The sequence below is a fragment of the Asticcacaulis sp. AC402 genome, from assembly GCF_000495835.1.
Classification (GTDB): Bacteria; Pseudomonadota; Alphaproteobacteria; order Caulobacterales; family Caulobacteraceae; genus Asticcacaulis.
The window spans coordinates 1-24,932 of the sequence record NZ_AWGC01000011.1; the positions used below are offsets into that span (position 1 = coordinate 1).

A 24,932-nucleotide genomic window follows, 5' to 3' on the forward strand; every position below is an offset into this window, starting at 1 on the left:
GATTATAGACTTTGCAGCACGCAAAGGCTAAAGCGTGCCGATGACCGCGCGCCCGCACAATACCCGTCATTCTGCGATCGAGACCGTCCAGGACCGCCTGGGCTACCGGTTTCGTGACAAACGCCTTCTGGAACTGGCATTGACACACGCCAGCGTTGCTGAAGGTGCGCGTCGAATCGCCGACAATGAACGGCTGGAATTCCTGGGCGACCGGGTGCTCGGATTGATGATCGCCGAAGCCTTGATGGACACGTTTCCGGAAGCCGAGGAGGGCGAGTTGTCGCGTCGCTTCCATGCTCTGGTATCGCGCGAGGCCTGCGCCGATGTCGCCCGCCAGCTGGGACTTGGCGAGGCGGTGCGGCTAGCGGCTGGCGAAACCAAGAGCGGAGGGCGCAGCAATCCTACAATTCTGGGCGACGCGTGCGAAGCCCTGATGGCAGCTGTCTATGTCGACGGTGGCTATGATGCTGTGGTGAAAAGCTTCGCGCCATTATGGAGTCAGGCCCTGCAAGACAGCGGAAATATCTCGCGCAGCAATCCCAAATCCTTCCTGCAGGAATGGGCGGTGGCCGTCGGCAAGAGGCCACCGGCCTATAATCTGATCGAACGGAGCGGGCCCGACCACGCGCCCGTCTTCACCATGGAGGTCGTCATTGACGGCCTGGAACCGCAATCCGCCACCGGCAAGTCACGGCAGGAAGCCGAAAAAACCGCGGCTTTGGCACTCATAGAACGAGAACAACTGAATTGACCGAACCAACCCTCCGCTGCGGCTTTGTCGCTATCATCGGCGCGCCCAATGCCGGCAAGTCGACCCTGGTCAACCAATTGGTCGGCACCAAGGTATCGATCGTCACCCAGAAGGTGCAGACGACGCGCTTTCCGGTGCGCGGCATCGCCCTGGAAGACGAAGCCCAGATGGTGCTGGTCGACACGCCCGGCATTTTCAAGCCGCGCCGCCGGCTGGACCGCGCCATGGTGGCATCGGCCTGGGGTGGTGCGCACGACGCCGACTGTGTGGTTCTGCTCATTGACGCTGCAGCCCAGCTTGCGGTTTCCCAGTCCTTGACCGGGCGACGCGCTCCTGGTGACCCTATGCCCTCAGGCAGCGAGGCGTCAGGGCAACCAAGAGCGACGGGCGCCGACCATAAGGCGGTAGAGGACGTCGAGATGATCATCGAAGGTCTGAAGGCAAATGGGCGTAAGGCCATTCTGGCGCTTAACAAGATCGATCTGATGAAGAGCGAGAACCTGCTGGCCATCGCCGACGATCTGTATAAGACCGGCATCGTCGAGGACGTCCTGATGATCTCGGCAGAGAAGGGCCACGGGGTCAAGGATATGAAGAAACTGCTGGCCGGGCGCATGCCTGAAGGGCCATGGTTGTACCCCGAGGATCAGGCAGCCGACGCCCCGGTACGCATACTGGCCGCTGAAATCACGCGCGAAAAGCTGTTTCTGCGGGTGCATGAGGAATTACCCTATGCAGCTGCCGTGGTGACCACTGAGTTTACCGATAAACCTGACGGTTCGGTGCGGATTGAACAGACCATCTATGTCGAACGCGACGGCCAACGCGCCATCGTGCTTGGTAAAGGCGGCCAAACGCTGAAATGGATCGGTCAGAAATCGCGCGAGGAATTGGGCAAGCTCCTGGACCGTCCGGTGCACCTGTTCCTGACGGTCAAGGTCGAGGAAAAGTGGAGCGACGACCGCGCACTGTATGCCCAGTTCGGCCTGGACTATAACTCCTGACTTTGAGCGCGATGTGTTTTAATGGAAGCAAAACCCCGCTCAATTTTTTCGTTTTCGCGCGACCAGAAAAGTGCCGGACGCTTTTCTGGTCGCGCTCTAAGTTTTGGCCGTAAATGACGGAATTCGAAGACGAAGCGATTGTACTGGGAGCGAAGCCGTACGGCGAAAGTGGGGCCATCGTTCATGTCCTTACCGAAAACCACGGCGTCTATGCCGCCCACATCGCCGGCGGCGCATCAAGGCGGATGAAGGCAGCGCTTCAGCCCGGCGCCGGCGTTCTGTTTCGGTTTCGCGCCCGTCATGCCGAACAATTGGGGGCGGCTTCCCTCGAGGCGTCGGGCGCAGGTCCGGATGTACTCGACGATGCATTCGCCCTTTTGGGGCTGCAATGTGCCTGCCTGATGACGCTCCAGGTCCTGCCCGAACGCGAGCGTCATTGCGGTGCCTATTACGCCTTGTCCGCCCTTTTGGGCGCGTTCGCGATTTCCGATATCTGGCCGGCCATCTATGTCCGTTATGAAGCTGGTCTGCTGGAAGAGCTGGGATACGGTCTTGACCTGAGCGCCTGCGCCGTCACCGGGTCACGCGACGATCTGGTCTATGTCAGCCCCAAATCCGCTCGCGCCGTCAGCCGTGAAGCCGGGGAGCCCTATCGTGAAAAACTGCTGGCCCTGCCGCCGTTTCTACTGTCGAGCCAGAGCGGCTTGAGCGGTGGCGACATAGCCAACGGTCTGAAACTGACAGCATTTTTTCTGGAACGGCATGTTTTCCATCCTCACAACAAACCCTTGCCCGATGTGCGCCTTCGATTAGCGCAAGCGCTTGCCGACTCAAGCGAACGAAATTAGTTTACGCAAACGATTGAACAGCTTAAGGCATTTGGTAACGCCTATGTGTCATAACGGAGTTACAGAGCACGTGGGTACATGACCGTTTACAGCGAAGAGGAATTGTTAGCCGCCAACGTCAATCCGGCCACCGGACTGGCGACGGACTATCTCAACCTGTTCAACGAAGCCATTATGTTGTTTGAAATGGGCCTCGACATGCCGGACATGGCCGAGGAACTGGCAGACTGGCAGCGACGCGACTACATTCATCATTTCGAGCACTCCGGGTTTGAGATGAAAGACGTGGTGATCTGGGCTTATCGCCATGCGCCGACAGACAGTCGTTGCGCCTTCGACGAATGCTGTGAGAACGCCCTTTCGACTTTCGACTCATCGATCAACATCCTGCTCAGCTCCAATCTTGATGACAGATTGGCGAGGGCGGACCTTTCCGAGCGACTGCGCGATATGAAGGCCCTGGTGGTCGAGATGGATTCGCATATTCACGGCCGCGCCGAACGCGTCGAGACCAACCTGCAGAACGAAGTCGACGCCTTGTTTTGATGGCTGGCAAGTCTGGTCGCCAGAGCGAAATCCGACAACGTGGGCGCCACCGCAAGGGCGTCCAAGTTCTTAAAAAAATTGCGCGACAAAACAAAAACTTAGCGCGGAAGTTTGATTCCATCAATACGCATCCCGCTCTGGAATCTGTTTCTAATCCGCATCCTAAGCGATACTCGGATCTTCCTGCGCTTACTTCATCGCAGGATGCGTGTTGCGAAACACCTCTGACTCTTGTTTTCCTTCCGTTCCGGTTCTAGACACGAATCATGAGTGACGTTTTGATTCCTGATTCCGGCGGCCGGATTGTCGACGAGCCGATGAGCAATGCGCTGTCCAAGCGCTACCTGGCCTACGCCCTGTCAACCATCATGCACCGCGCACTTCCTGATGTCCGTGACGGCCTGAAACCGGTTCATCGTCGTGTGCTCTATGCTATGGGCAATTTGCGCCTGACCCCCGACGCCGCGGCACGGAAATGCGCCGCGGTTGTTGGTGAGGTTATGGGTAATTTCCACCCGCACGGCGACCAGGCCATCTATGATGCTCTGGTGCGCATGGCGCAAGACTTTGCCCAGCGCTACCAACTGGTCGAGGGCCAGGGCAATTTTGGCAATATCGACGGCGATAATGCGGCCGCCATGCGGTACACCGAATGCCGGCTGACGATTGCCGCCATGATGCTGCTGGACGGCATCAACGAAGATGCCGTCGATTTCCGCGCCACCTATGACGACCAGCGAGAAGAGCCTGTCGTCCTGCCCGGCGGTTTCCCCAACCTGCTGGCCAATGGCGCTATTGGTATCGCCGTCGGAATGGCGACCTCGGTCCCGCCCCACAATGTTGTCGAATTGGTCGATGCCTGCCGCAAGCTGTTGCAGAACCACGCCACGACGACCGAAGACCTGATGCATTTCATCCCCGGTCCGGACTTTCCAACCGGCGGGGTTTGCGTCGAAAGCCGTAAGGCCATCCAGGATGCCTACGAAACCGGCCGAGGCTCGGTGCGGGTGCGTTCCCGTTACGAAGTCGAGGACGCAGGCCGCGGCCAGTGGCGCATCATCGTGCGCGAAATCCCGTATCAGGTTCAAAAATCACGCCTGATCGAACAACTGGCCGACCTGATCGAAGCCAAGAAGGCGCCGCTGCTGGGCGATGTCCGCGATGAGTCGGATGAGAACATCCGTCTGGTGCTGGAACCGAAGTCGCGCAACATTGAGCCCGAAGTGCTGATGGAGAGTCTGTTCAAGATTTCCGATCTTGAGACACGCTTCCCCATCAACATGAACGTACTGGACGCCACCGGCACGCCACGGGTCATGGGTTTGCGCGCCTGCCTGATCGCCTGGCTGGATCACCGCCGCGTCGTGCTGTTGCGTATGTCGAACTGGCGGCTGGAAAAGATCGAGAAACGCCTCCACCTGCTCGACGGCCTCATGATCGCCTTCCTCAATCTGGACGAGGTGATCCGTATTGTCCGCGAGGAAGATAAGCCGAGGGACATGCTTATGTCCCGATTCAGCCTGTCCGAATTGCAGGCCGACTACATCCTGGATACCCGCCTGCGGCAGCTGGCGCGGCTGGAAGAAATGGTCATTCAGGATGAACACAAAAAGCTGGCCGAGGAGCGCGAAGGCATACTTGCTTTGCTCGGCAACGAAAAATTGCAATGGAAGCGCATCGACCAACTACTGGTCGAGGTACGCAAGAAGCTGAACTCGCCGCGCCGCACCACCTATGCCGACGCCCCGATAGGCATTGAGGTCGCTGCGATTGAATCCTATCTTCCCAAGGAACCGATCACGGTCATTCTGTCGAAGCGCGGCTGGATTCGTGCTGCCAAGGGCAAGGTCGAGGACCCGTCTGAGCTGAAGTTCAAAGAAGGCGATGAACTCAGCTTCCTGGTGCCGGGCTATACGACCGACAAGTTCCTGATCCTGACGACCGACGGCCGTTTCCTGACGCTGGCCGGCGACAAGTTGCCGTCAGCGCGCGGGCACGGCGAGCCGCTACGGTTGATGCTGGATATCGAAGAGTCGGCCAAAATTGTGACCGTGTTTGCCTACACGCCTGGCGCCAAGCGCGTGATGGTCGCCAAGAACGGTTATGGCTTCGTGATGAACGAAGAGGATGCGGTCGCCAACAAGCGCGCCGGCAAGCAGACCATGACGGTCGATGGCACCGAGGCCATGGCGGCGCTTCAGGTTACGGGCGACCTGATCTGCGTGCTGGGTGAGAACAACAAGGTCCTGGTCTATCCGGTGTCTGAACTGCCCGAGATGGCACGCGGCAAGGGCGTCAAGCTGCAGGCTTACAAGGACGGCGGAGTCAAGGACATCACCGTTTATGACTCGAATGGCTCGCCGCAATGGTTCGATGGTTCGGGCAAGGCGCGCGACTTCAAGGACATCAAGGACTACATCGGCCGCCGGGCGACCGCCGGCAAGATGGCGCCGCGCGGCTTGCGGAAACTTCGGACGTAACAAGTCCCAGCCCCCCTGCACGAGGGTCGAAGTGGCTGGTGTCGCGAATTCGAAACGTGCAAGATCCCTGATACCAAGCCTCACAAAGCATGACTCTTGGTATTCGCATTTTTTCAGCTCAAGCGCCGCACTGGGAGCCCCCAATGGCTCTTCGCAAAAGCTCGGGCGGCCAGTCAGCCTTGCCAACCCGCAGTGTATCAAAAAGTGCGCGGATTGGTATCACATCGCCAAGAGCGCAATCCGATAAAGTGGACGCCACCGCATGGGCGCTCCCGTTTTCGGAAAAATTGCGCGACAAAACAAAAACTTAGAGCGGGTTTTTGATTCCATCAAACCGCATCCCGCTCTAGTCCTGCTTCGCGTTCGGAGTGATGGTCTGCCAGCCGAGGTCGGTAAGGCCTTCCAGCGGCTGATAGCGCGCCTTATAGTCCATCTTGGGTGAACCCTTGACCCAGTAGCCGAGATAGACATAGTCGTAGCCGGCGCGCGCCGCCTGGTCGACATGGTCCAGGATAATATAGCGGCCAAGAGAGCGCGTCATCAGATCGGGGTCATAGAAGCTGTAGACCAGGGACAGCCCGTCATTCAGGGCATCGACCAGGACGCAAGCGACCAGCCGGCCATCCAGCCGATATTCGATCAGATGGGTTCTGACCAGGGTATCCTCGACCATGGCGACCAGATCCGGCCAGGTCATGTCCATCATTCCGCCATCGGGGTGGCGGGTCTTCAGGTACTTTTGCAGCAAGTCGAACTGCTCGCGGCTGGCTTCGGCCTCGACAAAGATCTTGACGAGGTCGGCATTGACCTTGAGCACGCGTTTGTCGGACTTGGAAAAGGCGTAGCGGCGGACCGGGATGCGCACGCTCTGGCAGGCCCGGCAGGTCTGGCAGGCCGGACGGTAGGCGATGTTCTGAGAACGGCGAAAACCGATGGCCGACAGTTGGTCATTGACGCTGATGGCCTCCAGCGGCGGTAAATGAACGAAGACCTTGCGCTCTTCCTGCCCGGGCAAGTAGGGACAGGGACCGGGTATGGTCAGATAATATCTGAGTTTTCGCCCTGGGAAATGCTCACTCATAACCTTGCGTACTCTACTGCCCTGCGCCGGGACTCGTGATCCCACACTTGAACTCAAAACCTAGCACGGAGCAAGACCCTTTCGAAGCCCCTTCTACAGGGAAGGGTTTTCTTTTAGAGAGAGGGATTTCGGGGCAAAACCGGTGCCTCGCGCAGGAGGACAATGGCAATGCGGCGATTGCCGGCCAGGGACGGATCGTCGGGGTAAAGCGGCTCCTTGGCAGCCTTGCCCTGGATCTGGGCGATGCGGTCCTGATCAACCCCGGCCGATTGCAACAGGCCGCGCGCCGCGTCAGCGCGCTGGGTCGAAAGGGCCCAGTCCTTGGGGTTTTGCCCGCCGACACCCGCTACGCCTGAAGTGTGGCCGGTGATCGACACCCGGTTGGGCAGGGTGGTAATGACCTTGGCAACGGCGCGCATAAGCAACTTGGCGCGTTCGTTGGGCACGGCTGAGTTTTCGCCGAACATCGACCGGCCTTCCTGATCAATCAGTTGGATGCGCAGGCCTTCAGGTGTCTGGTCCACCAGTATGTTTTTCGACAGTTCGGCCAGTTCCGGCAGGTCCTGCAGTGCCTGACGCAGCGATTCCGCTGCTGACTGGAAAGCGTCATTTTCTTGTTGTTGCTGGTCGTCCTGCGACTCAGCCGGCGCGCCGGTTGTCGACTGCTTGCCTGCATCCGTTGACTGGCCGTCGCGGTCCTGGGTGTCGGGTGGCTTGGGCGCCATCTGCTCGATAAAGGACATGGTGCCTTCATTCTTGTCGCCTTCGACCCCGAGCGCGGCCCCCTCGAGGATGCTGCCCGAGCCGGAGGTCGAGGGCGATACATTGGCTGGAGCAAAATAATCGGCGACGCCGCGCTTTTGCTCGGGGGAAGTCGTGTTAATCAGCCACATCAACAGGAAGAAGGCCATCATGGCCGTGACGAAGTCGGCGTAGGCCACCTTCCACGCGCCGCCATGGTGACCGCCACCGCCGCCCTTCTTGATCTTCTTGATGATAATCGGAGCGTCGCGGCTGGCCATTTTCGGTCTCGACAAATACAGATTCTGCGAACTTAGCCGGGTTAAGGTTAAGAGCACGTTGAAGCGATGAGGTTCGTAGGGTTTTTCATTGTCTTGCCAGGCGAGCTACGCTACCCGTGACGCTGGGCCGTGACGCCGGGCCGTAACGCCGGGCCGTAACGCCGGGCCGCAAAGCCGAGAAGGTGCAGTTGACTATGGATAGCAAGAGCTTACGGCAGACACTTGGGACCTTTGCAACAGGGGTCTGCGTCATGACAACGCCTGATCCCGATAGGGCGAGTGGCCGCATACTGGGGATCACGGCCAATTCGTTCAGTTCCGTGTCTCTGGCCCCACCGCTGATCCAGTGGTGCATCGATGTCAAGGGCAACCGCTTTCAGATCTATGCCGACGCCACCGTTTTCGGGGTCAATATTCTCAGTTCCGGTCAGGAAGACCTTTCGCGGCGGTTTGCCAAACAGGATAGCCATATTGTTCCGGACGACATGCTGACACGCAATGAGCATTCGCTTCGCCTGCACAACGTTATCGGCTTCCTGGCCTGCGAGGTGTTTGATACCCGCATCGTCGGTGACCACCTGGTCATCGTCGGGAAGGTAACCGCGTTCGATATGGATGAGCGCCATCAGGGACTGACCTATTTTCGCGGTAAGTACGGCCTGACAGGAACTGTCCAGTGAAATTGTGTTTTGCCGGTCTGGGTATTATGGGCGGCCCGATGGCCGGGCATCTCGTCAAGGCGGGCCACGACGTGGTCGGCTTTAACCGCACCCACGCCAAGGCGCAGGAATGGGCTTGTGACTATGGCACCACTGCAGAGTCACGGCTCGAAGACGCGATAGCTGACGCCGATGCGCTCATTATGTGTGTCGGCCGCGACGAGGATGTCCGCGATACGGTGACCGCCGCCCTGCCGGCTTTGAAAAGGGGCGCACTGATCATCGATCATACGACGATTTCAGCGAAACTGACACGTGAGCTGGCGTCTATATGTCACGAAAAAGATTTTTCTTTTTATGATGCGCCTGTGTCGGGAGGTCAGGCCGGCGCAGTCAATGGCCAGCTATCGATTATGGTCGGCGGTGAGGCGGGGCGATTCGGCGAAGTGGTCGATCTGGTCAAACCCTACACCAAGTCGATCACCCATTTGGGGGCGGCTGGAGCAGGGCAGATGACCAAGATGGCCAACCAGATCGCCATTGCCGGGGTGGTCCAGGGCGTGGCCGAGGCGCTGCATTTCAGCAAATGCGCCGGACTGGACCCCGATCTGGTGCTGCAGGCCATTTCGGCCGGAGCGGCAGGGTCATGGCAGATGTCCAACCGCTGGCCGACCATGAATGATGGCAAGTACGATTTCGGGTTTGCCGTCGACTGGATGCGCAAGGATCTGGGCATCGCGCTGGATGAGGCGCGGTCGAACGGCGCCCACCTGGCCCTGGCCGCCCTGGTCGACCAGTTCTACAGTGAAGTCCAGGCGATGGGCGGGGCGCGCTGGGATACGTCCAGCCTGCACGCTCGCCTGGAAGCGCGGCGGGAAAAATAACGGCGTCTGGACAAGTGCCGGGATTCGTTTTTAGGTGATGTTGCTGGTCCGGGGATGTCATGACGCAATTCTATGAACTGACGGCCGAAAAACCGGCTTTGGGGCCGCGCGGCCAGATTATTGGCGATGACCGTCTGTTGATTCGTGCCGGGTTGATCCTGCTGGCCGTCATGACCGTGTGGAAACTCTACGTCGCCCTGATCACCAACGTGCTTTGGGACGAAGCCCACTTCGTCATATCAGGCGCCCATCTGGACCTGGCCTATCCCGATATTCCGGCGGGGTATCCGTGGCTGGCGAGATTGGTCACCACTATCGGCGGCTGGAACGTTTTGCCGTTGCGCCTTGTGGCGCTGGCGATTGCGACGGCAATTCCCTTCGCTGTCTGGTTTATGGCCCGGCCGGTGACCAGCGAGCGCAATGCGATCTGGGCCGCCATCATCGCCCTGCTTTGTCCGGCGGTAACGATGAATGGGCCGATCTTCTACCCAGAAGGTGGGTTGCAACTTCTGTTGGCGCTGATGGCGGGATGCCTGTTGCGCGCCATGACCGATAATGGGCTGAAGTGGTGGGTCGGGGCCGGGTTGTGTGCCGGGCTGGGGCTGCTGGCGCACTACCGCTTTGTCGTTCCGGGGCTGGCGGTGTTCGCATTTCTGCTGGCCCATCCGCTGGGGCGCCGTCAATGGAGTCAGCCGGGGCTTTATGTAACCGCCGGGCTTGCAGCGCTGGGGTTGCTTCCGGCGGTGATCTACAACATCGCTAACGACTGGCCGGCGTTGCAGTTCCATGTCGTGCAGCGGCCCCGACTGGGGCTTGACCTGCAGTTTGTTGTCACCCTGGTCGTGACTCAGATAGTCTTTGCCAATCCGGTCTTCTTCATTGCCATGGCCGCGGGCGCCAAAAAGGCGTTGTGGGATGAACATGACAAGCCGGCCGCGCTTCTCGGCTATATCGGCGTCGGTGTTTTCGGCTTTTACGTTGTGCAGGCTCTGTTCAACAAGACCGTCATGCCGCACTGGCCGCTGATGGCTTTCGTGCCGCTGTTGGTCTTTGCTCCGGGCGTGCTGATCGGATATGTCGACCGGGCGGCGTCCGACCGGGGGCGCGTCTTTCGTACCGTCCTGGTCGCGCTGGGGCCGGCGATTACCATCGTGGCGGGCGTTGTGTTCAGCGTGATGGCCTATGTCAGCGCCAACCAGATGCCGATTCCTTACAGCCTGCGCGAGCTGGATTCGTCTGAGACCGAAAACTGGACCTTGGCCGAGCCCGACCTGACCGCCGCGTTGGCGCGGGCGAAGACGCGGTTCGGCCCGGACATTGCTATTGCTGCCAACGGGCATAACAGCGCCGTGCGGCTGGAATTCCCGGCAGTTAAGGGGCGGCAGGTTTATACGCTAAACGATCCCGACGACCTGAAGACACGTTTTGTCCAAGCGCGAGCGAAATGGCGGTTGGACCGCGATTCTCTCGTTCGCGACCATGCCGGCAAGGGCGTTGTGCTGGTTCTGAACGCGCCGGACTATGTCTACCACGAGGGCAAGGCGGAAGTCGATTTTTACAAGGATATCTGCGGTTTATTCGATGATGTTGAACCCTTCGGCGTGACCGAGTTGCCGCCCGGCCGCGTGGCTTTGCAACTGTATACGGCGCGGGTGAGGGCGACAACCAAGCCGTTCGCCGGGCCGTGTCCCCTGCTGCCGTCGCTCTATGTTGGCCAGCCGACGCGCGGCGCCTACCTGACGACGGACGACAAGACGAACTATTTCGGTGTCGCCGTCGACCCGATCGGCATAACCAAGGTCGACGTACTGATCGACGGCCAGGTGACGACACCTACGCGCTATGGCCTGGACCCGGAGGGCGCGCGCATGCCGGATGTTCTGACCTTTGATCCCAACTATCCCCGGGTTCAGTTCGATTTCAAATTCCCCGATGGCGCGCTCACGCCCGGCGAACACAAACTGTCTATCCGTGCCACGCGCAAGGATGGGACGACCGTCGATAGCCAACCGCGGACATTGTATGTGAAGTGATCAGACTTGGTTGAAGCCGAGCTCTTCCATGAGCCGGCCGTAGTAGTCCTGCGCCTGTTGGTTTTGTTCCTTGGTCAGGTCGGGAGACACCAGTATGGCGCCGACAACGGTGCTTCCGTCCGGGCCGGCCGGCGCCTCGAGATACTTTCCCATGATGCGCCAGGCCTGACCGACCACAAGGTCTTTTTCGGTGCCGTGGCCGGCCTTGATCATGTCGCCCAAAGCATAGGCGGCCTTGGCATGACCCTGTGCAGCGGCGGCACGCAACCATTTCATGGCCTCGACGTAGTCCTGGGGCGCACCTTTGCCGTCACGCAGCGTCATACCCAGCCAGAACTGGCATTCACGATCGCCCAATTCGGCACCTTGGCGGAACCAGCGCACCGCCTCGACCGGGTCGGGTTCGACGCCTTCGCCCATCAGGTACATCACGCCGATGTCGAGATAGGCTTTGACGACGCCATGGTCGACCGACTTGCGGAACCAGATCATGGCCTGGGCATAGTCCACCGGCGTGCCTTCACCCAGGGCATACATGGTGGCAACTTCGTATTCGGCGCCCGGCAGGCCCTGGGCGGCGGCCTTTTTGAACCAGGCCAAGGCGACAGCATCGTCCTTGATATCGCGTTTATGGTAGTAGCGCAGCCCCATTTCGAGTTGGGCCTGCGCGTCGCCGGCCTCGGCAGCCACGCGGACGTCTTCTATCGGCCGGCCCAACCAGCCGGTTTCGTGAGTCAGGGCCAGCGACGGGCTTGTAAGCAAGGACAGGAAGATCGCCAGAACGACAGCGCGGATCATGAAAATACCCCCCGGATGAATTCCGCCGCAAAAGTAGCCGCAAAGCAACCGTTTGACAAACGCACTCAGGACCCAGGCGGATTGAGGATGGCCTCGGCCGTTGCCCGCTCTTCCGGCGACAGTTTTTCCTCGATCTTGGCTGCGGCTGCGGTGGCTTTTTCCAACCCGGACATCTCCGCCAACTTCAACCACACATAGGCCAGTGCCAGGTTCTTGTCACCGCCTTCGCCGCCAAGCAACATGGCCGCAAGGTTAAACATGGCCTCAGGCTCGCCGTTGTTGGCGGCGACCTCGAACCATTTGCGCGCGATCACCAGATCCTTGTCCAGGATTTCGCCTGTGTAAAAATAGGTGCCAAGCGCGTTCTGGGCGGCTGGCTGGTCCTTCAACGCGGCTTCTTTGTAATACACCAGGGCCCTCGCCGAATCCTGGGGCAGGGTGTCGCCCAGGTCGTACATTCGGCCAACCTCGTACAGAGCGTCAGGATGGCCGCCGCTGGCCGCCGCCATCAGCCACTGGGCCGCCAGCTTGCGGTCCTCCTCCACTCCGGCGCCCGCGTAATAAATCAGGCCCAACTCATACTGAGACGGCGTAAAGCCGAATTCGCCGGCCTTGGTGAAGTATTTGATCGCCTTGTCGGCGTTGACCGGGACTTCCAGGCCGTTCTGGTGAATCTGGCCCAGGATATGGGCGGCGGGGATGAAGCCGATGGAGTTGGCCTTGTCATACCATTTGCGCGCTTCCTTTGGGTCGCGCGGCACGCCGGCGCCGGTCAGGTAGATGTTCGCCAGGGTCATGGTCGCATCGGCGCGCGTGGTCATGGCGTAGGGATCGGCCGGGTCAAATTTTTCTTCGTCCTTGGGGTCGAAGGGGGCTTCTGCTACTTTCTTCAGCCAGAAAATGCCTTTCTTCGGATCTGCCTTCGTGCCAAGACCGGCCAGGTACATCTTGGCCAACATGAAAGCGGCGTCATCATAGCCGATCTTCTGGTAAGATTTTTCGAACAGATCCAGCGCCTTGGGGTAATCACCTGAGTCGAAAGCTTCAAAGGCCTTGGTCAGAGATTTGTCGTGGCGAAGAATGGAATTGCGGCCGGATGCGGCGGCTACGTCGGCCTGAGTGCATCCGCCTGGCGTGGTCGAGGTAAACCGGTCGCCGGGTGAACTCCCCTGACCACTATTGTCCTGAGAGGCATTGCCGAAGGGTGCTATGTCGCGAACCCGGGCGCCCGGCCGCAGTGGATCGGTTTCATCGCCGCCTGGATCGTTGATAGCGGAATCGCGGTTGCCGCCGAAATGGTCCAGGTAGTCCTGCATGACGTCTTCGTCATAGGGACTGAAGTCACGCATGAAGGCGCACGAACTGCCGGTACGGGCATCAATGCGGACGCTTTTGCGGTCGCGGCGAACCTTCTTGCCCTGAATGACGATCGTCTGCGCGTTGGGCTCTGGTGAGTATTCGGGCGCCGGTGGCATATCCTGGGCCAAGAGCGGTCCGGCTGTGACGAAAAGCACCGAAATCAGCGGGAGTGCGCTGATAAGGTAAGGTTTGGGGATGATGTTTCCCCCTGTTTTCAAAGGAAATAAGGGCCGCTACGGTTCGGTCGTCAAGCGAAAATGTTTATCGGTGATTGAAATTGATCACGCCTTGAGCAATTGCGCCACGTGTTTGGCGAAATAGGTCAAAATGCCTGACGCACCGGCGCGCTTGAAAGCGAGTAGTGTCTCCATGACCGCGCGGTCGTGATCCATGAAGCCCTTGTCGACGGCGGCCTTGATCATGGCATACTCGCCGCTAACCTGGTACACGAAGGTCGGCACTTTGAACGTCTCTGTCACACGCTGGACAATGTCGAGATAGGGCAGGCCGGGCTTGACCATGACCATGTCGGCACCTTCGGAAATGTCGATGGCGACTTCGCGCAAGGCCTCGTCGCTGTTGGCCGAATCCATCTGGTAGGTCGTCTTGTCGCCTTTCAATGCCTTGACGCCGATGGCGTCGCGATAGGGGCCGTAGAAGGCCGAGGCGTATTTGGCGGCATAGGACATGATAAGCGTGTCGTGGTGACCGGCGGCCTCCAGCGCCTTACGGATGGCACCGATACGACCATCCATCATGTCGGATGGTGCCACGATATCGGCTCCGGCGGCGACCTGAATGAGGGTCTGCTCGATCAGCATCGCGACCGTGGCGTCGTTGACGATCCGGCCATCGACCAGGAGACCATCATGGCCATGGTCGGTGTAGGGATCGAGCGCAACATCGACCAGCAGACCGATATCGGGTATCTCGGCCTTGATGGCGCGACACACCGTCGGGATCAGGCCGTTGGGGTCGAGAGCCGCCTTCGCGTCACCTGTGCGCAGGCGCTCGTCTAAATGCGGAAACAGGGCCAGGACCTTGATGCCCAGAGCCTGTGCTTCCTTCGCTTCCTTGACCGATTCGGCAACGCTTAGACGGTCGACGCCCTTCAGCGATGCGACCGGTTCGCGCGCCACATCGCGATCATGGACGAAGATCGGCCAGATCAGGTCGCAGACATGCAGCCGGTTTTCCGCCACCAGGTCGCGGATCCAGGCGGACTGGCGCAGACGGCGCGGGCGGGCCAGAGGGAAGGGGGCAGGGGCGGGCATGAAGGTCATGGCCCCGCTTTAAGCCGATTGTAGCGTGTTGCCAAGCCGTCAGGTTCGTCCGTCATTCTGCCGCCAACCTACAGACATAATGGCAAGGTCCTGGTGGCATTAAGCTGCCGACTTGCACAAATCGGCGGAACACACCACATGGGACTGGAAGCGATAAACCGTGACACTTTTATCTCCCGTCGCCGGTGATGCGCATCTAGTGTTAAGACTCTGTTGAGCACGCGAGCCTAGGCTCTTAAGCTAAGGTCAGGTGGCGGCTGAGTCTTGTGAAGGAGTTACCATGTTAGATACCCTGACCATTCCTGTCCTGCCGCTGCGCGACATAGTCGTCTTCCCGCACATGGTGGTGCCGCTGTTTGTCGGCCGCGAGAAGTCGGTGCATGCGCTGGACGAGGTCATGCGCGGCAAAAAGCAGATCCTGCTGGCCACACAAAAGAATTCGGCCGACGATGATCCCGACACCGACGCGATCTACGAAATTGGCGTTCTGGCCAATGTCCTGCAGCTGCTGAAACTGCCCGACGGCACGGTCAAAGTCTTGGTCGAAGGCAAGGCACGGGCCCGTATCAAGCGCTTTGTGGGTACCGAGCGTTTTTTTGAGGCCGAAGCCTATGTGCTGGAAGCCAATCTGTCCGAAGGTCCCGACCTGGAAGCCCTGGTCCGCGCCGTGTCGGAGCAATTCGAAAACTACATCAAGCTGAATAAGAAGATTCCACCGGAAGCCCTTCAGGCTATTGGCGAAATCTCCGACCCTGGTACCCTGGCCGACTCAATCTCGGCGCATCTGGTTGTCAAGATCGGGGAAAAGCAAGGCCTGCTGGAACAGTTATCGGTCACCAAGCGCCTGGAGAAGATCTACGCCCTGATGGAGGGCGAGATTTCGGTGCTGCAGGTGGAGAAGAAGATCCGCTCGCGCGTCAAGCGCCAGATGGAGAAGACTCAACGCGAATACTACCTCAACGAACAGATGAAAGCCATCCAGCGCGAACTCGGTGAACAGGACGAGGGCAAGGATGAGCTGGCCGAGCTGGAAAAAAAGATCAAGGGTACCAAGCTTTCCAAGGAGGCCCGGACCAAGGCCCTGGCCGAACTGAACAAGCTGCGCCACATGTCGCCGATGTCGGCCGAAAGTACGGTCGTGCGCAACTATCTCGACTGGCTTCTGGCGATCCCATGGGGCGCCGCCAAACCGAAGACGATCGATCTTCAAAAGGCCGAGGACATCCTCGAAGCCGATCACTATGGCCTGGACAAAGTCAAGGAACGAATTCTCGAGCACCTGGCCGTCCAGGCGCGGATGGGCACACTCAAGGGGCCGATCCTGTGTCTGGTTGGGCCTCCGGGCGTTGGCAAGACATCCCTGGGCAAGTCCATTGCGAAAGCTACGGGTCGCGAGTTTATCCGTATCTCATTGGGCGGCGTGCGCGACGAGTCGGAAATCCGCGGTCACCGCCGGACCTATATCGGTTCTATGCCGGGCAAGATCATCCAGTCGATGAAAAAGGTGAAAACCACGAACGCCTTCTTCCTGCTGGATGAGATCGACAAGATGGGTGCAGACTGGCGCGGCGATCCGGCTTCAGCCCTCCTTGAAGTGCTGGACCCGTCGCAGAACTCGACCTTCAACGACCATTACCTCGAGGTCGACTACGACCTGTCGAAGATCATGTTCGTCACCACGGCCAACTCGCTGAACATGCCTCAGCCGCTACTCGACCGGATGGAGATCATCCGCATCCCTGGCTATACCGAGGACGAGAAGGTTGAGATTGCCAAGCGTCACGTCCTGCCGACTCTGATGAAGGACCATGGCCTGTCGGCTGAGGAATTCGTCGTGCCGGAAGCTGCAATCCGCGATATCATCCGCTACTACACCCGCGAGGCCGGCGTGCGGTCGCTGGAGCGTGAACTGAGCAATCTGGCGCGTAAGGTTATCCGTGATTTGGCGCGTGAAAAGGTCAAGTCGATCACCATCGACGACGAGCGTCTGGCCAAATATTCCGGCGTCAAGAAGTTCCACTACGGCGCCACCGACGAAACCGACCAGATCGGCATCGTCACTGGCCTGGCCTGGACCGAGTTCGGCGGCGACATTCTGACCATTGAAGCCATCAAGATGGCCGGCAAGGGCGGTATGAAGGTGACCGGTAATCTCAAGGAAGTGATGAAGGAATCGGTCTCGGCGGCCAACTCGTACGTCCGCGCCCTGGGGCCCCGTTTCGGCATTATTCCGCCAATCTTCGACAAGACCGATGTCCACGTCCACGTTCCCGAAGGCGCCACGCCCAAGGACGGTCCGTCGGCCGGTGTTGCCATGGTTACGGCCATGGTTTCGGTGCTGACAGGCATTCCGGTGCGCAAGGATCTGGCGATGACCGGCGAGATCACCCTGCGCGGTCGCGTCCTGCCAATCGGGGGCTTGAAGGAAAAGCTGCTGGCAGCACTGCGTTCGGGCATCAAGACCGTTCTCATCCCCAAGGAGAACGAGAAGGACCTGATCGAACTGCCGGCCAACGTCAAGTCGGGCCTGGAGATCATTTGCGTGGGCCAGGTTGAGGATGTACTCAAGCACGCCCTGACCAAGCCGCTGACCCCGGTGGAATGGATCGAGCCGGTTATTGCCGCTTCGGCCACCGCCGCCGTGGTCGACGAAGTTGACAGCACCACGGCGCACTGACACCGACGCGCAACGTTTAAAGTACAGAAAAGCCGCCCAATCCCTTGGGCGGCTCTTCTTGCTTAGGGCTGAAGCGTGGCGAGACGACCGGTGGCGCCGGAGCAGAAGAAAAAGAATCACTAGGCCTTTAACTACAAGGCTTTGGCCGAAAGAGGCGGTGTTAAAGGTCTGGACCCGTCCAATTCGCGTCTCATTCTTTGAACGGAGCAGTCAAAACGGCGTGAAAACGCGCAAACCCTTTAAAAAACACGGTTTGCAGTGCAATAAACGGCGATTATTGCTTTGACGCTTGTTAAATTTTGTAGTCTCTATCGGCTTCACCCGCTGGCGACTCAAAGCCTTGCCTTACAAGCGCCGAACGGGGAGCCTGAAGCTAACCGCCCGATCGTGGGTAAGGGAGAGAACAAAATGACGAAAGCTGAACTCGTGGCCGCCATCGCCGATCAGGCCGGTCTGACTAAAGATCAAGCCAAGAAGGCGCTCGACGCTTTCACCGACTCCGTCGTCGGCGCCCTTAAGAAGGGTGACGATGTGCGTCTCGTGGGCTTTGGCACCTTCCTGGCCGTCAAGCGCGAAGCTGGCACCGCCCGCAACCCGCGTACCGGGGAAACCGTGCAGCGTCCGGCCTCCGTCACGGCGCGTTTCCGCGTCGGCGAAGGCCTTAAGGGCGCTCTGAACTAAGGGTTTTCACCTGAAGTCAGGTTTTTGGGAGCCGTTTCCGCTTACGCGGAAACGGCTCTTGACTTTTCAGAGGGTACACGGCAAACCGGGCATCCCTTCGATCCGCCATCGCCAAACGGCTACGGCGCGACAGGCAAGGGCGATTAGCTCAGCTGGTAGAGCGGCTCGTTTACACCGAGTAGGTCGGCGGTTCGAACCCGTCATCGCCCACCAGGGCCTGAGGCCTGGACCCGGAATCGCTTTGGCCTTTCCTGCGTTAGACTCAAAACTGCAAATCAGCGCGCACCGGCCGATGGTCGGAGCCGATGGGTTCCAGAACCTTGAACCGGCCGGCCTTCATGTGATGCGTCAGAATGTGGTCGATCTGGATGCCCAACACCGGGTTTCCCACAGGCCACGTATAGGCCGCGCCGGCGCCAGACGACCATTGCCAGCGATCCTTGAGCAGAGGCTTGATGTTCGCCGACCAAAGGGTCGTGTTGAAATCACCAGCCAGAACAACGGGCTTGGTTTCCGAGCGCGCTATCTCCGCTAATTGATGCAGATAGACGGCGTTTTCCACTGCCATAGCAGCCGAACCCGGCGGCATGGGGTGCACGGCATAAACGACATAGGCGTCGAACTCCGCACGGATCAGTGGCAGGCGTTCGGAGCCCAGTTCGAAGATCTCCACCGTCATGGGTGCCTTGGCGTGTACGCTCAGGCCAAAGGCACCGCGGCCGGGAATCGTCTGACTGTAGGGATAGATGTCTTTCAGCCCCTGAAGGTGCAGTATCCACTGCGGATCCGTCTCGGAAGCAATAACGACGTCTGTATTCTCTCGCCTTATCAGGGCTTCAGCCCGATCGTAGTCCGTATTGTGATACAGCACATTCAACGCCAGCACAGTGAGATTGGCCGTGCCGGTTGCGGGCAGAACAGGCCGGTCGAACCAGCGCACCGCCATGGGTACGCCGTTTAGTGCTACGACCGCCAGGATGGGCAGGGTGAGTTTCCACGACCACAGGAGAAGGCTGGTCGCCGCAAAGCCCAGGGTCACTACCAGCATCTGCGGGCGGAAAGGCGCAAGCATCTCGCCGGGCCAAGGCAACAGGCTGAGCAGGATAACGAAGCCCGCCAGTCCGCTAACCAGCGCCAATCCAATGAAGCAGAACCTGCGCATCATTCCCCCATAAAGAAAAGCCCTCTCCGCCGAAAACGGAAAGGGCTTCAGATAGATAGCAACTCTTGCTGACCTAGAACTGGAACCGGGTCCGCAGAGCGATACTATAGTTGGTATAGGTATCCTGCTGTTCGAAGTCGCCTTCCAGACCGAAATAGCTCCATTCATTGTCGGCCGAGATACGGAAGCCGGCAATCGGGCCGCCGCCCTCCAGGTCGCCACCGCTCAGGGTGAAAGCCGTTCCGTTCTTGAAATTGGCAATCGTGTTAGCGATCTCCGCCGAGATGTTCTGCTTGTAGCCGAACCACAGTTCCGGCTTCAGGAAAAAGCGGCCATAGCTGAAGTTGATCATGGCGGTGGAGGACAGCAGATGGCTGTCGCGCTCGCCGATGCTGAGGTCGAAGTAATCGCCGCCGCCGGATTCGCTGTGCTCTTCTTCGCTCAGGGCGTAGTAGTCGGCCAGCACCATCGGTGTGACGCTCAACTTGCCCAGCTTGTAGTCGACCGAAGCACCGACGCCGCCGCTGTAGGAGAAGCCCCCCCATTCTGCCTTGGAGGTATAGGCCAGCGTCGAGTTTTGACGGATCGATTCGAAGTTGGTAAAGCCGACGCCGGCGTGGGCCCAGCCCTTGAATGCGCCCGTCTTTAGACGCCAGTAGCCGCCGACCGTGACGTCGGAGTTGATCATCTCTTCTTCGCTGATAGCGAACGTGTCGGCCGGTGTCGCCGAGGTGTAGGAGAGATAGAAACCGATCGTCTGGTTACCGTAAACCTCCGATTCGCGGCCGCCGGCAAAGCTAAAGCCTGTCGATTCGAAGCCTGCGGTATCGGCGTAATCGCGCTTTGTCTGATAACCGTATTCCTGCAGCCAGTACTGGCCGGCGCCATTGGTCGGAATCAGGCTCAACGAACCGAGTGAACGGTTCAGCGAAGTAGACCCCAAAGACAGGCCCAGGATGTTTTCGCCGGAATAGTCCGGAAGGTACTGATTGTAAACGCGATCGAAGCCTTCGCGTGTGTATTCCGTTAAAACAGCCCTCGAGCCCAAGACGTCCTGGCCCATAACCGTCAGGACAGGAACAAGTGCCGCATACTGGTTGTTGGAGTATTCCGCTTCTGCCTGGGTCTTCAATCGGACATTAGCCGTCAGCGCCTCGCCACCTGTCGTAAGCGCGCCCTTGGCGACGTCGACATGATATACGTAGGGAATCCGCGTAGTAACCGTTCCAAGGCTAACGGTCGAGGTCGTTGTTAGAACAGTAAAGGTCTTGGGCGCTGTGAACACTTTGCTGGGAGCCACGTCAATTGTTGCGCCATTGGCAATGGTCACCGCGCCGGAGCCAGTGAAAAGCGCCGCAGTTGGACTGTCGACATCCAAAACCACACCCAGGGTACTGGTCGCGCCGACATTCACCGTCGTCGTGTTCAGGTTCGTGCCCGCCTGGAAAAAGACGAGACCGTCGCTGATATCCAGGGCAACGGTTCCCGTTCCCGTCGCCTTGCCAAGATAGCTTGCCTTGCCGGAGAGCGCAAAGCTGTTGCTGCCAGCGCCGAAGTCGATATTGCCCAGATGACTTGCTTTGGCGGCAAGGGTGAGACTGTCATTACCCGCACCGAAATCGATACTGCCAGCGATCAGACCACCTGAAGACGATACGGCGTCGTTGCCGGAGCCGAGCAGGATGTCACCGTTAATAAAAGGCGCCGGAATGTCTGTTTCAGCCTTGGTGTCTCCTGGCGCTACATCTACCTGATTCAGGGTTAGTCCGACGGTGTTGGTGCGCGTATCAATCGCGACAGCGCGCGTAAGGATTGTATCTGCAACCTTGTCACCGTCGTCATCCGTTGCCTGCACAGTGGCAGATATCCCGGCGTTGTTGGTAATCTGCGTGAGGGTATTGGACTGATCACGTATGGCGATCGTGGTATTCTTGGAGCCAAGCGATGTCGCCGCGACCGAGCCGCCTTTTTTAACATTGATCGTCGGGAGGTTAGCTCCGGCGGCGATGTCGATGCCGCGGGCGTGTGCTGCGACCGCATCGTAAGTTGTCGTCGTCCCGGTCGTTGTACTGAGGATATCGCGTTCCGCTACGCTCTGGATGGTGCCTTCAATATCCAGGAGCGGAGTTGTCGCCCCAGCGCCGAAAAGCAGTGCGGTACTCGTTCCGCCGTAAGCGCGGCCGATGACATTACCTTTGACCTGGACACCGTTGGCCAGAGAGACAGAGCGCCCCCCGGCCACGCCGCCCAATTGTACGCCGGTGGCGTCGACATTACGATACAAACCGTTCCCGAGTACGTTGCCGCGGATCGCCAGGGCATAGTTGATTGTCGGCATGTTGATCGCACTGCTGTCGTAGACAAGCCCGCCGATCGTCAGATCCTGGGTCGCCGAAGCAATGCGCAGGGCAGGAGCCGCGCCATAGCTCGTCAAAGCAGCAATCGTTTGACTGCTGTCGATGATGCCGTTCCCGTCTTCGTCGTCGTTGATGGCATCGTCGACCGTGCTGGTGAGCGCTGCGCCGATCAGGATGCCCTTGTCGACATTGCCGGCGATATCGACAAGCACGCCGGATTGTCCCATGTCCTCCGGTGTCGCCAGGATCTTCTTCATGGCGTCATTCCCGGCGCGTTCGGTCGCAGCGTAACCTGTCCCGGAATAGGTGCCGTCGATCACGACCGAACCATCAAATTCACCGGCCAGTTTCACAGCGGAGCTGTTCGTGCCCCGAGTCTGGATGGTTCCACTAAGGTAGGTCGAACCCGTAACGCCATTTTCGAGCGCGACTGCGGTATTGTTGTCACCTTCCATTTTGATGGTGCCGTCCATGGTAAGGTTGCCCTGGACGTTGTTTTCAAAGCGTACACCGTAAGAATTGGATCCCTCAACGGCGATCGTGCTGGCCGAAGAGATCACGACATTCCCGACAAACGGCGTCGCGCCGGTCGAGCGGATGCCATAGCGCGTGGCGCTGTCGGCGAACGGTCCATCGACAAGTGTGTCGGCGTTCTTGCTGTCAGTGGCGACAAAATCGTCGGTGACGGTGATATTGGCCTTGATGGTCAGGTCGGCCGTGCGCCCACCGTCCACCCATATGCCGGTCGAGCCCGCGGCCGACTTGGCCATATCAATCTTGCCATCGAGGGTGACATCATTGTCGGAATTGACCGTGATGGCCGTACCCGTCGTCAGCGTAATGCTGCCTGAGCTGTTGACCGTCAGATCGCCGGTCGTCGTCGTATTGACCGGCACCGTCGTGGCCGTGGAAATCGTCGTGGCCGCAAGCGCAGGGCCAGCCAGACTCACGGTGAGGCTCAAGGCCGCAAGCGTCAAGCTAAGGGCGGTTGCGGTCATAAGTCGGTTTTTGCGCATATGCATCAGCTTCCCTGAGGTGCTCTTCAGTCACGATTCGTGTGTCAGAACGGTCATATACCGCCCCTTTGCCAGTTGCCACCTATTAACCTTAAAAGCTGTGTTGGGAAAGGTGTCCGACACAGTTTCAGGCGTCCCACGACCTTTCGGCCACAGGCGGGGCGAATTTGGCTGCCAAACTTGAAAAGAATGAGGGCTTAATTAAGGCCACGAGCGCCATCAGTTCCCCGGCGGATCACGTTTCGTGACCCGCAAGGAAAAACTGATTTTTTAAGAAAAAAAGGGAATGCGGTGCCACCTGTTAAAGGTGGCGCGAGTGACGGGACTCGAACCCGCGACCCTCGGCGTGACAGGCCGATACTCTAACCAACTGAGCTACACCCGCATCCCTTGCCCTGTCGGGCGTCGCCGCCGTCGAGGAGGTGCGCTTGATATGCGGGGCAGGCGGCAGTGTCAAGCGTCATGTAGCGAATAATTCGACAATCTTTATGAAACTACAAACCTTATGCGAATGCGTTTCACTTTCCTGACTTGGCGCGCGCAAATTGCCGCACCCCTCGCCGAAAAAACAAAGAAAATGGCCAAAAGCTGGCTTTTTTGCACCGCAATGGTTTGAAGCGCAGCGCGGACTGGTCTAATAGGCAGATGTTCTGAGTCCGCCGCAGCGTTAATGCGGCTCTGTCCGGCTGTGTAGAGGTATTGTCCATGACGGAAGAAATGGTCGTTTTTCTGAAGAACTACCTGCCGATCATTATCTTTTTCGCGATCGCCACCGCCCTGGGGTTGGGTTTCCTTATCGCCGCCCTGGTCGTGGCGCCCAAGGCGCCAGATACAGAAAAGCTGTCGGCATATGAGTGCGGCTTCCCGGCCTTCGATTCGGCGCGGCAGAAGTTCGACGTCCGGTTCTATCTGGTCTCGATCCTTTTCATCGTCTTCGACATCGAAGCGGCTTTCCTTTTTCCGTGGGCTGTGTCGCTGTTCGACATGACGCCATCGGGCATGCAGTACGCCTTCTGGACCATGATGATCTTCCTGGCTGAACTTGCGCTCGGCTATATATATGTGTGGAAAAAAGGAGCCCTGGAATGGGAGTGATTATACCTGCGGGCTCGGCGGGACGGTCTTCGGTTGAAGGTTACGACCCAGCTGTTCACGACAAATTCTTCGAGAGCGTCTCAGCCGAACTGGATCAGAAGGGTTTCCTGGTCGCTTCGGCCGACGACGTCATTACCTGGGCGCGCACCGGCTCGCTGATGTGGATGACGTTTGGTCTCGCCTGCTGCGCCGTGGAAATGATGCAGGCCTCGATGCCGCGCTACGACATGGAGCGTTTCGGCATGGCGCCGCGCGCTTCCCCGCGCCAGTCAGATCTGATGATCGTGGCCGGCACGCTTACCAACAAGATGGCGCCGGCCCTTCGCAAGGTCTACGACCAGATGCCGGATCCGCGCTATGTACTGTCGATGGGCAGTTGCGCCAATGGCGGCGGCTACTATCACTATTCCTATAGTGTCGTCCGCGGCTGCGATCGCATCGTGCCGGTCGATGTCTATGTTCCGGGCTGTCCGCCGTCGGCAGAAGCTCTACTGTACGGCCTTCTGCAACTGCAGAAGAAGATTCGCCGTACCGGCAATATCCGTCGCTGAGGGGGGAGGGGCACCAATGTTGACACAAGTTTCGATCGAAAAGTTGCAAACCCTCGCCGAAAGGGCGCAGGCCGCATTCAAGGAAGCCGTACTCGAGACCAAGTTCGCCTTCGGCGAACTGACCCTGACTGTGGCACGCGAGCGCATCGTCGAAATACTAACCAGGCTCAAGCAGGAGCCCTTCCGCTTCCATCAGCTTATCGACCTATGTGGTGCTGATTACCCGAAGCGCGCTGAGCGATTCGACATTGTTTATCACCTGCTCTCGCTGACTTACAACGTCCGCCTGCGCGTCAAGGTAACGACCGATGAGGTCGTTCCTGTGCCCAGCGTTCGTTCGGTCTATCCCAACGCTGACTGGTACGAGCGTGAAGCCTTCGACATGTACGGCATGATGTTCTCGGGCCATCCCGACCTGCGCCGGTTGCTGACCGACTACGGGTTTTCGGGTTATCCGCTGCGCAAGGATTTTCCGATGACCGGCCACGTTGAGGTTCGCTACGACGAAGAGCAAAAGCGGGTCGTCTACGAACCCGTCAAGTTGGTTCAGGAATATCGCAAGTTTGATTTCCTGTCCCCATGGGAAGGCGCGCAGTACGTGTTGCCAGGCGACGAGAAGGCCAGGACCTGACGCGATGGTCGCGG

Annotated in this window: 20 protein-coding genes and 2 tRNA genes; 14 read left to right on the forward strand and 8 right to left on the reverse strand. The window is 59.0% G+C overall.

Annotated elements, in window-relative coordinates; all coding sequences use genetic code 11:
• Positions 1-40: 40 nt before the first annotated feature.
• The 5 genes from rnc to parC all read left to right on the forward strand — a co-directional run bounded on the left by rnc (position 41) and on the right by parC (position 5,629).
• A complete protein-coding gene (gene rnc, locus ABAC402_RS26100) occupies positions 41-751 on the forward strand; it encodes a ribonuclease III (protein ID WP_023448645.1) in 711 nt (236 codons plus the stop codon).
• Positions 748-1,755 carry a GTPase Era gene (era, locus tag ABAC402_RS26105; protein WP_023448646.1) on the forward strand — a complete coding sequence of 336 codons (1,008 nt, stop codon included), beginning with the start codon at positions 748-750 and terminating at the stop codon, positions 1,753-1,755. The genes rnc and era overlap by 4 nt, the downstream gene beginning before the upstream one ends.
• 113 nt (positions 1,756-1,868) lie before the next feature.
• Positions 1,869-2,603, forward strand: a complete 735-nt coding sequence (recO, locus tag ABAC402_RS26110; protein ID WP_023448647.1) for a DNA repair protein RecO — start codon at positions 1,869-1,871, stop codon at positions 2,601-2,603.
• A 78-nt stretch (positions 2,604-2,681) separates the two neighbouring features.
• Positions 2,682-3,149 (forward strand): hypothetical protein, encoded by a 468-nt coding sequence (locus tag ABAC402_RS26115; RefSeq protein WP_023448648.1) that lies wholly within the window; start codon positions 2,682-2,684, stop codon positions 3,147-3,149.
• 266 nt (positions 3,150-3,415) lie between these two features.
• The gene (gene parC, locus ABAC402_RS26120) at positions 3,416-5,629 is read left to right on the forward strand and encodes a DNA topoisomerase IV subunit A (protein WP_023448649.1); all 2,214 of its coding nucleotides are present in this window, start codon (positions 3,416-3,418) and stop codon (positions 5,627-5,629) included.
• Positions 5,630-5,975: 346 nt separating this feature from the next.
• Here parC and ABAC402_RS26125 read toward each other — a convergent pair whose 3' ends face one another.
• Positions 5,976-6,710, reverse strand: a complete 735-nt coding sequence (locus ABAC402_RS26125) for an arginyltransferase (protein ID WP_031235288.1) — start codon at positions 6,708-6,710, stop codon at positions 5,976-5,978.
• A gap of 113 nt (positions 6,711-6,823) precedes the next feature.
• Complete coding sequence (locus ABAC402_RS26130; RefSeq protein WP_023448651.1) at positions 6,824-7,732, reverse strand: flagellar motor protein MotB; 909 nt, start codon at positions 7,730-7,732, stop codon at positions 6,824-6,826.
• 194 nt (positions 7,733-7,926) lie between these two features.
• On the opposite strand from ABAC402_RS26130, the gene ABAC402_RS26135 reads away from it, so the two are divergent.
• Genes ABAC402_RS26135 through ABAC402_RS26145 form a run of 3 tightly spaced genes read left to right on the forward strand, consistent with a single transcriptional unit; the run spans position 7,927 to position 11,308 of the window.
• Complete coding sequence (locus tag ABAC402_RS26135; RefSeq protein ID WP_031235289.1) at positions 7,927-8,412, forward strand: flavin reductase family protein; 486 nt, start codon at positions 7,927-7,929, stop codon at positions 8,410-8,412.
• Positions 8,409-9,275, forward strand: a complete 867-nt coding sequence (locus ABAC402_RS26140; RefSeq protein WP_031235290.1) for an NAD(P)-dependent oxidoreductase — start codon at positions 8,409-8,411, stop codon at positions 9,273-9,275. Before ABAC402_RS26135 ends, ABAC402_RS26140 begins: the two co-directional genes overlap by 4 nt.
• 59 nt (positions 9,276-9,334) lie before the next feature.
• Positions 9,335-11,308 (forward strand): glycosyltransferase family 39 protein, encoded by a 1,974-nt coding sequence (locus ABAC402_RS26145; RefSeq protein WP_023448654.1) that lies wholly within the window; start codon positions 9,335-9,337, stop codon positions 11,306-11,308.
• Here ABAC402_RS26145 and ABAC402_RS0119895 read toward each other — a convergent pair whose 3' ends face one another.
• The 3 genes from ABAC402_RS0119895 to hemB all read right to left on the reverse strand — a co-directional run bounded on the left by ABAC402_RS0119895 (position 11,309) and on the right by hemB (position 14,748).
• A complete protein-coding gene (locus ABAC402_RS0119895) occupies positions 11,309-12,106 on the reverse strand; it encodes a tetratricopeptide repeat protein (protein WP_023448655.1) in 798 nt (265 codons plus the stop codon). It lies immediately after the preceding gene.
• 65 nt (positions 12,107-12,171) lie between these two features.
• Positions 12,172-13,593, reverse strand: coding sequence for a tetratricopeptide repeat protein (locus ABAC402_RS39150; protein ID WP_155847329.1), 1,422 nt, complete (start codon positions 13,591-13,593; stop codon positions 12,172-12,174).
• A gap of 153 nt (positions 13,594-13,746) precedes the next feature.
• Positions 13,747-14,748 (reverse strand): porphobilinogen synthase, encoded by a 1,002-nt coding sequence (gene hemB / locus ABAC402_RS26150; RefSeq protein ID WP_023448657.1) that lies wholly within the window; start codon positions 14,746-14,748, stop codon positions 13,747-13,749.
• 280 nt (positions 14,749-15,028) lie between these two features.
• On the opposite strand from hemB, the gene lon reads away from it, so the two are divergent.
• From lon to ABAC402_RS26165, 3 genes are all read left to right on the forward strand, one after another.
• Positions 15,029-17,425, forward strand: coding sequence for an endopeptidase La (lon, locus tag ABAC402_RS26155; protein ID WP_023448658.1), 2,397 nt, complete (start codon positions 15,029-15,031; stop codon positions 17,423-17,425).
• Positions 17,426-17,833: 408 nt separating this feature from the next.
• Entirely contained in the window at positions 17,834-18,106 is a 273-nt protein-coding gene (locus ABAC402_RS26160) for an HU family DNA-binding protein (RefSeq protein WP_023448659.1), read from the forward strand.
• A gap of 137 nt (positions 18,107-18,243) precedes the next feature.
• A tRNA-Val gene (locus ABAC402_RS26165) sits at positions 18,244-18,319 on the forward strand.
• Between the two features lie 49 nt (positions 18,320-18,368).
• Here the strand turns inward: ABAC402_RS26165 and ABAC402_RS26170 are convergent.
• The 3 genes from ABAC402_RS26170 to ABAC402_RS26180 all read right to left on the reverse strand — a co-directional run bounded on the left by ABAC402_RS26170 (position 18,369) and on the right by ABAC402_RS26180 (position 23,026).
• A complete protein-coding gene (locus ABAC402_RS26170; protein WP_162148503.1) occupies positions 18,369-19,268 on the reverse strand; it encodes an endonuclease/exonuclease/phosphatase family protein in 900 nt (299 codons plus the stop codon).
• 73 nt (positions 19,269-19,341) lie between these two features.
• The gene (locus tag ABAC402_RS26175; RefSeq protein ID WP_235079917.1) at positions 19,342-22,623 is read right to left on the reverse strand and encodes an autotransporter outer membrane beta-barrel domain-containing protein; all 3,282 of its coding nucleotides are present in this window, start codon (positions 22,621-22,623) and stop codon (positions 19,342-19,344) included.
• A 326-nt stretch (positions 22,624-22,949) separates the two neighbouring features.
• Positions 22,950-23,026 (reverse strand) — tRNA-Asp (locus ABAC402_RS26180).
• Between the two features lie 332 nt (positions 23,027-23,358).
• Between ABAC402_RS26180 and ndhC the strand changes: the two genes are divergently transcribed.
• From ndhC to ABAC402_RS26195, 3 genes are read left to right on the forward strand one after another with little or no spacing between them, the layout of a single operon-like run.
• Complete coding sequence (gene ndhC / locus ABAC402_RS26185; RefSeq protein ID WP_031235294.1) at positions 23,359-23,736, forward strand: NADH-quinone oxidoreductase subunit A; 378 nt, start codon at positions 23,359-23,361, stop codon at positions 23,734-23,736.
• Positions 23,727-24,287 carry an NADH-quinone oxidoreductase subunit B family protein gene (locus tag ABAC402_RS26190; RefSeq protein WP_023448663.1) on the forward strand — a complete coding sequence of 187 codons (561 nt, stop codon included), beginning with the start codon at positions 23,727-23,729 and terminating at the stop codon, positions 24,285-24,287. The genes ndhC and ABAC402_RS26190 overlap by 10 nt, the downstream gene beginning before the upstream one ends.
• 16 nt (positions 24,288-24,303) lie before the next feature.
• Positions 24,304-24,918 carry an NADH-quinone oxidoreductase subunit C gene (locus tag ABAC402_RS26195; protein WP_023448664.1) on the forward strand — a complete coding sequence of 205 codons (615 nt, stop codon included), beginning with the start codon at positions 24,304-24,306 and terminating at the stop codon, positions 24,916-24,918.
• Positions 24,919-24,932 lie beyond the last annotated feature (14 nt).

Coding starts and splice junctions, on each gene's coding strand:
- ABAC402_RS26135 (WP_031235289.1), top strand. CDS start 7,927: ATGGATAGCAAGAGCTTACGGCAGACACTTGGGACCTTTGCAACAGGG.
- ABAC402_RS26145 (WP_023448654.1), top strand. CDS start 9,335: ATGACGCAATTCTATGAACTGACGGCCGAAAAACCGGCTTTGGGGCCG.
- recO (WP_023448647.1), top strand. CDS start 1,869: ATGACGGAATTCGAAGACGAAGCGATTGTACTGGGAGCGAAGCCGTAC.
- ndhC (WP_031235294.1), top strand. CDS start 23,359: ATGGTCGTTTTTCTGAAGAACTACCTGCCGATCATTATCTTTTTCGCG.
- ABAC402_RS26175 (WP_235079917.1), bottom strand. CDS start 22,623: ATGACCGCAACCGCCCTTAGCTTGACGCTTGCGGCCTTGAGCCTCACC.
- ABAC402_RS26115 (WP_023448648.1), top strand. CDS start 2,682: ATGACCGTTTACAGCGAAGAGGAATTGTTAGCCGCCAACGTCAATCCG.
- ABAC402_RS26170 (WP_162148503.1), bottom strand. CDS start 19,268: ATGCGCAGGTTCTGCTTCATTGGATTGGCGCTGGTTAGCGGACTGGCG.
- ABAC402_RS26125 (WP_031235288.1), bottom strand. CDS start 6,710: ATGAGTGAGCATTTCCCAGGGCGAAAACTCAGATATTATCTGACCATA.
- ABAC402_RS26130 (WP_023448651.1), bottom strand. CDS start 7,732: ATGGCCAGCCGCGACGCTCCGATTATCATCAAGAAGATCAAGAAGGGC.
- hemB (WP_023448657.1), bottom strand. CDS start 14,748: ATGACCTTCATGCCCGCCCCTGCCCCCTTCCCTCTGGCCCGCCCGCGC.
- rnc (WP_023448645.1), top strand. CDS start 41: ATGACCGCGCGCCCGCACAATACCCGTCATTCTGCGATCGAGACCGTC.
- ABAC402_RS0119895 (WP_023448655.1), bottom strand. CDS start 12,106: ATGATCCGCGCTGTCGTTCTGGCGATCTTCCTGTCCTTGCTTACAAGC.
- lon (WP_023448658.1), top strand. CDS start 15,029: ATGTTAGATACCCTGACCATTCCTGTCCTGCCGCTGCGCGACATAGTC.
- ABAC402_RS26190 (WP_023448663.1), top strand. CDS start 23,727: ATGGGAGTGATTATACCTGCGGGCTCGGCGGGACGGTCTTCGGTTGAA.
- parC (WP_023448649.1), top strand. CDS start 3,416: ATGAGTGACGTTTTGATTCCTGATTCCGGCGGCCGGATTGTCGACGAG.
- ABAC402_RS26160 (WP_023448659.1), top strand. CDS start 17,834: ATGACGAAAGCTGAACTCGTGGCCGCCATCGCCGATCAGGCCGGTCTG.
- ABAC402_RS26195 (WP_023448664.1), top strand. CDS start 24,304: ATGTTGACACAAGTTTCGATCGAAAAGTTGCAAACCCTCGCCGAAAGG.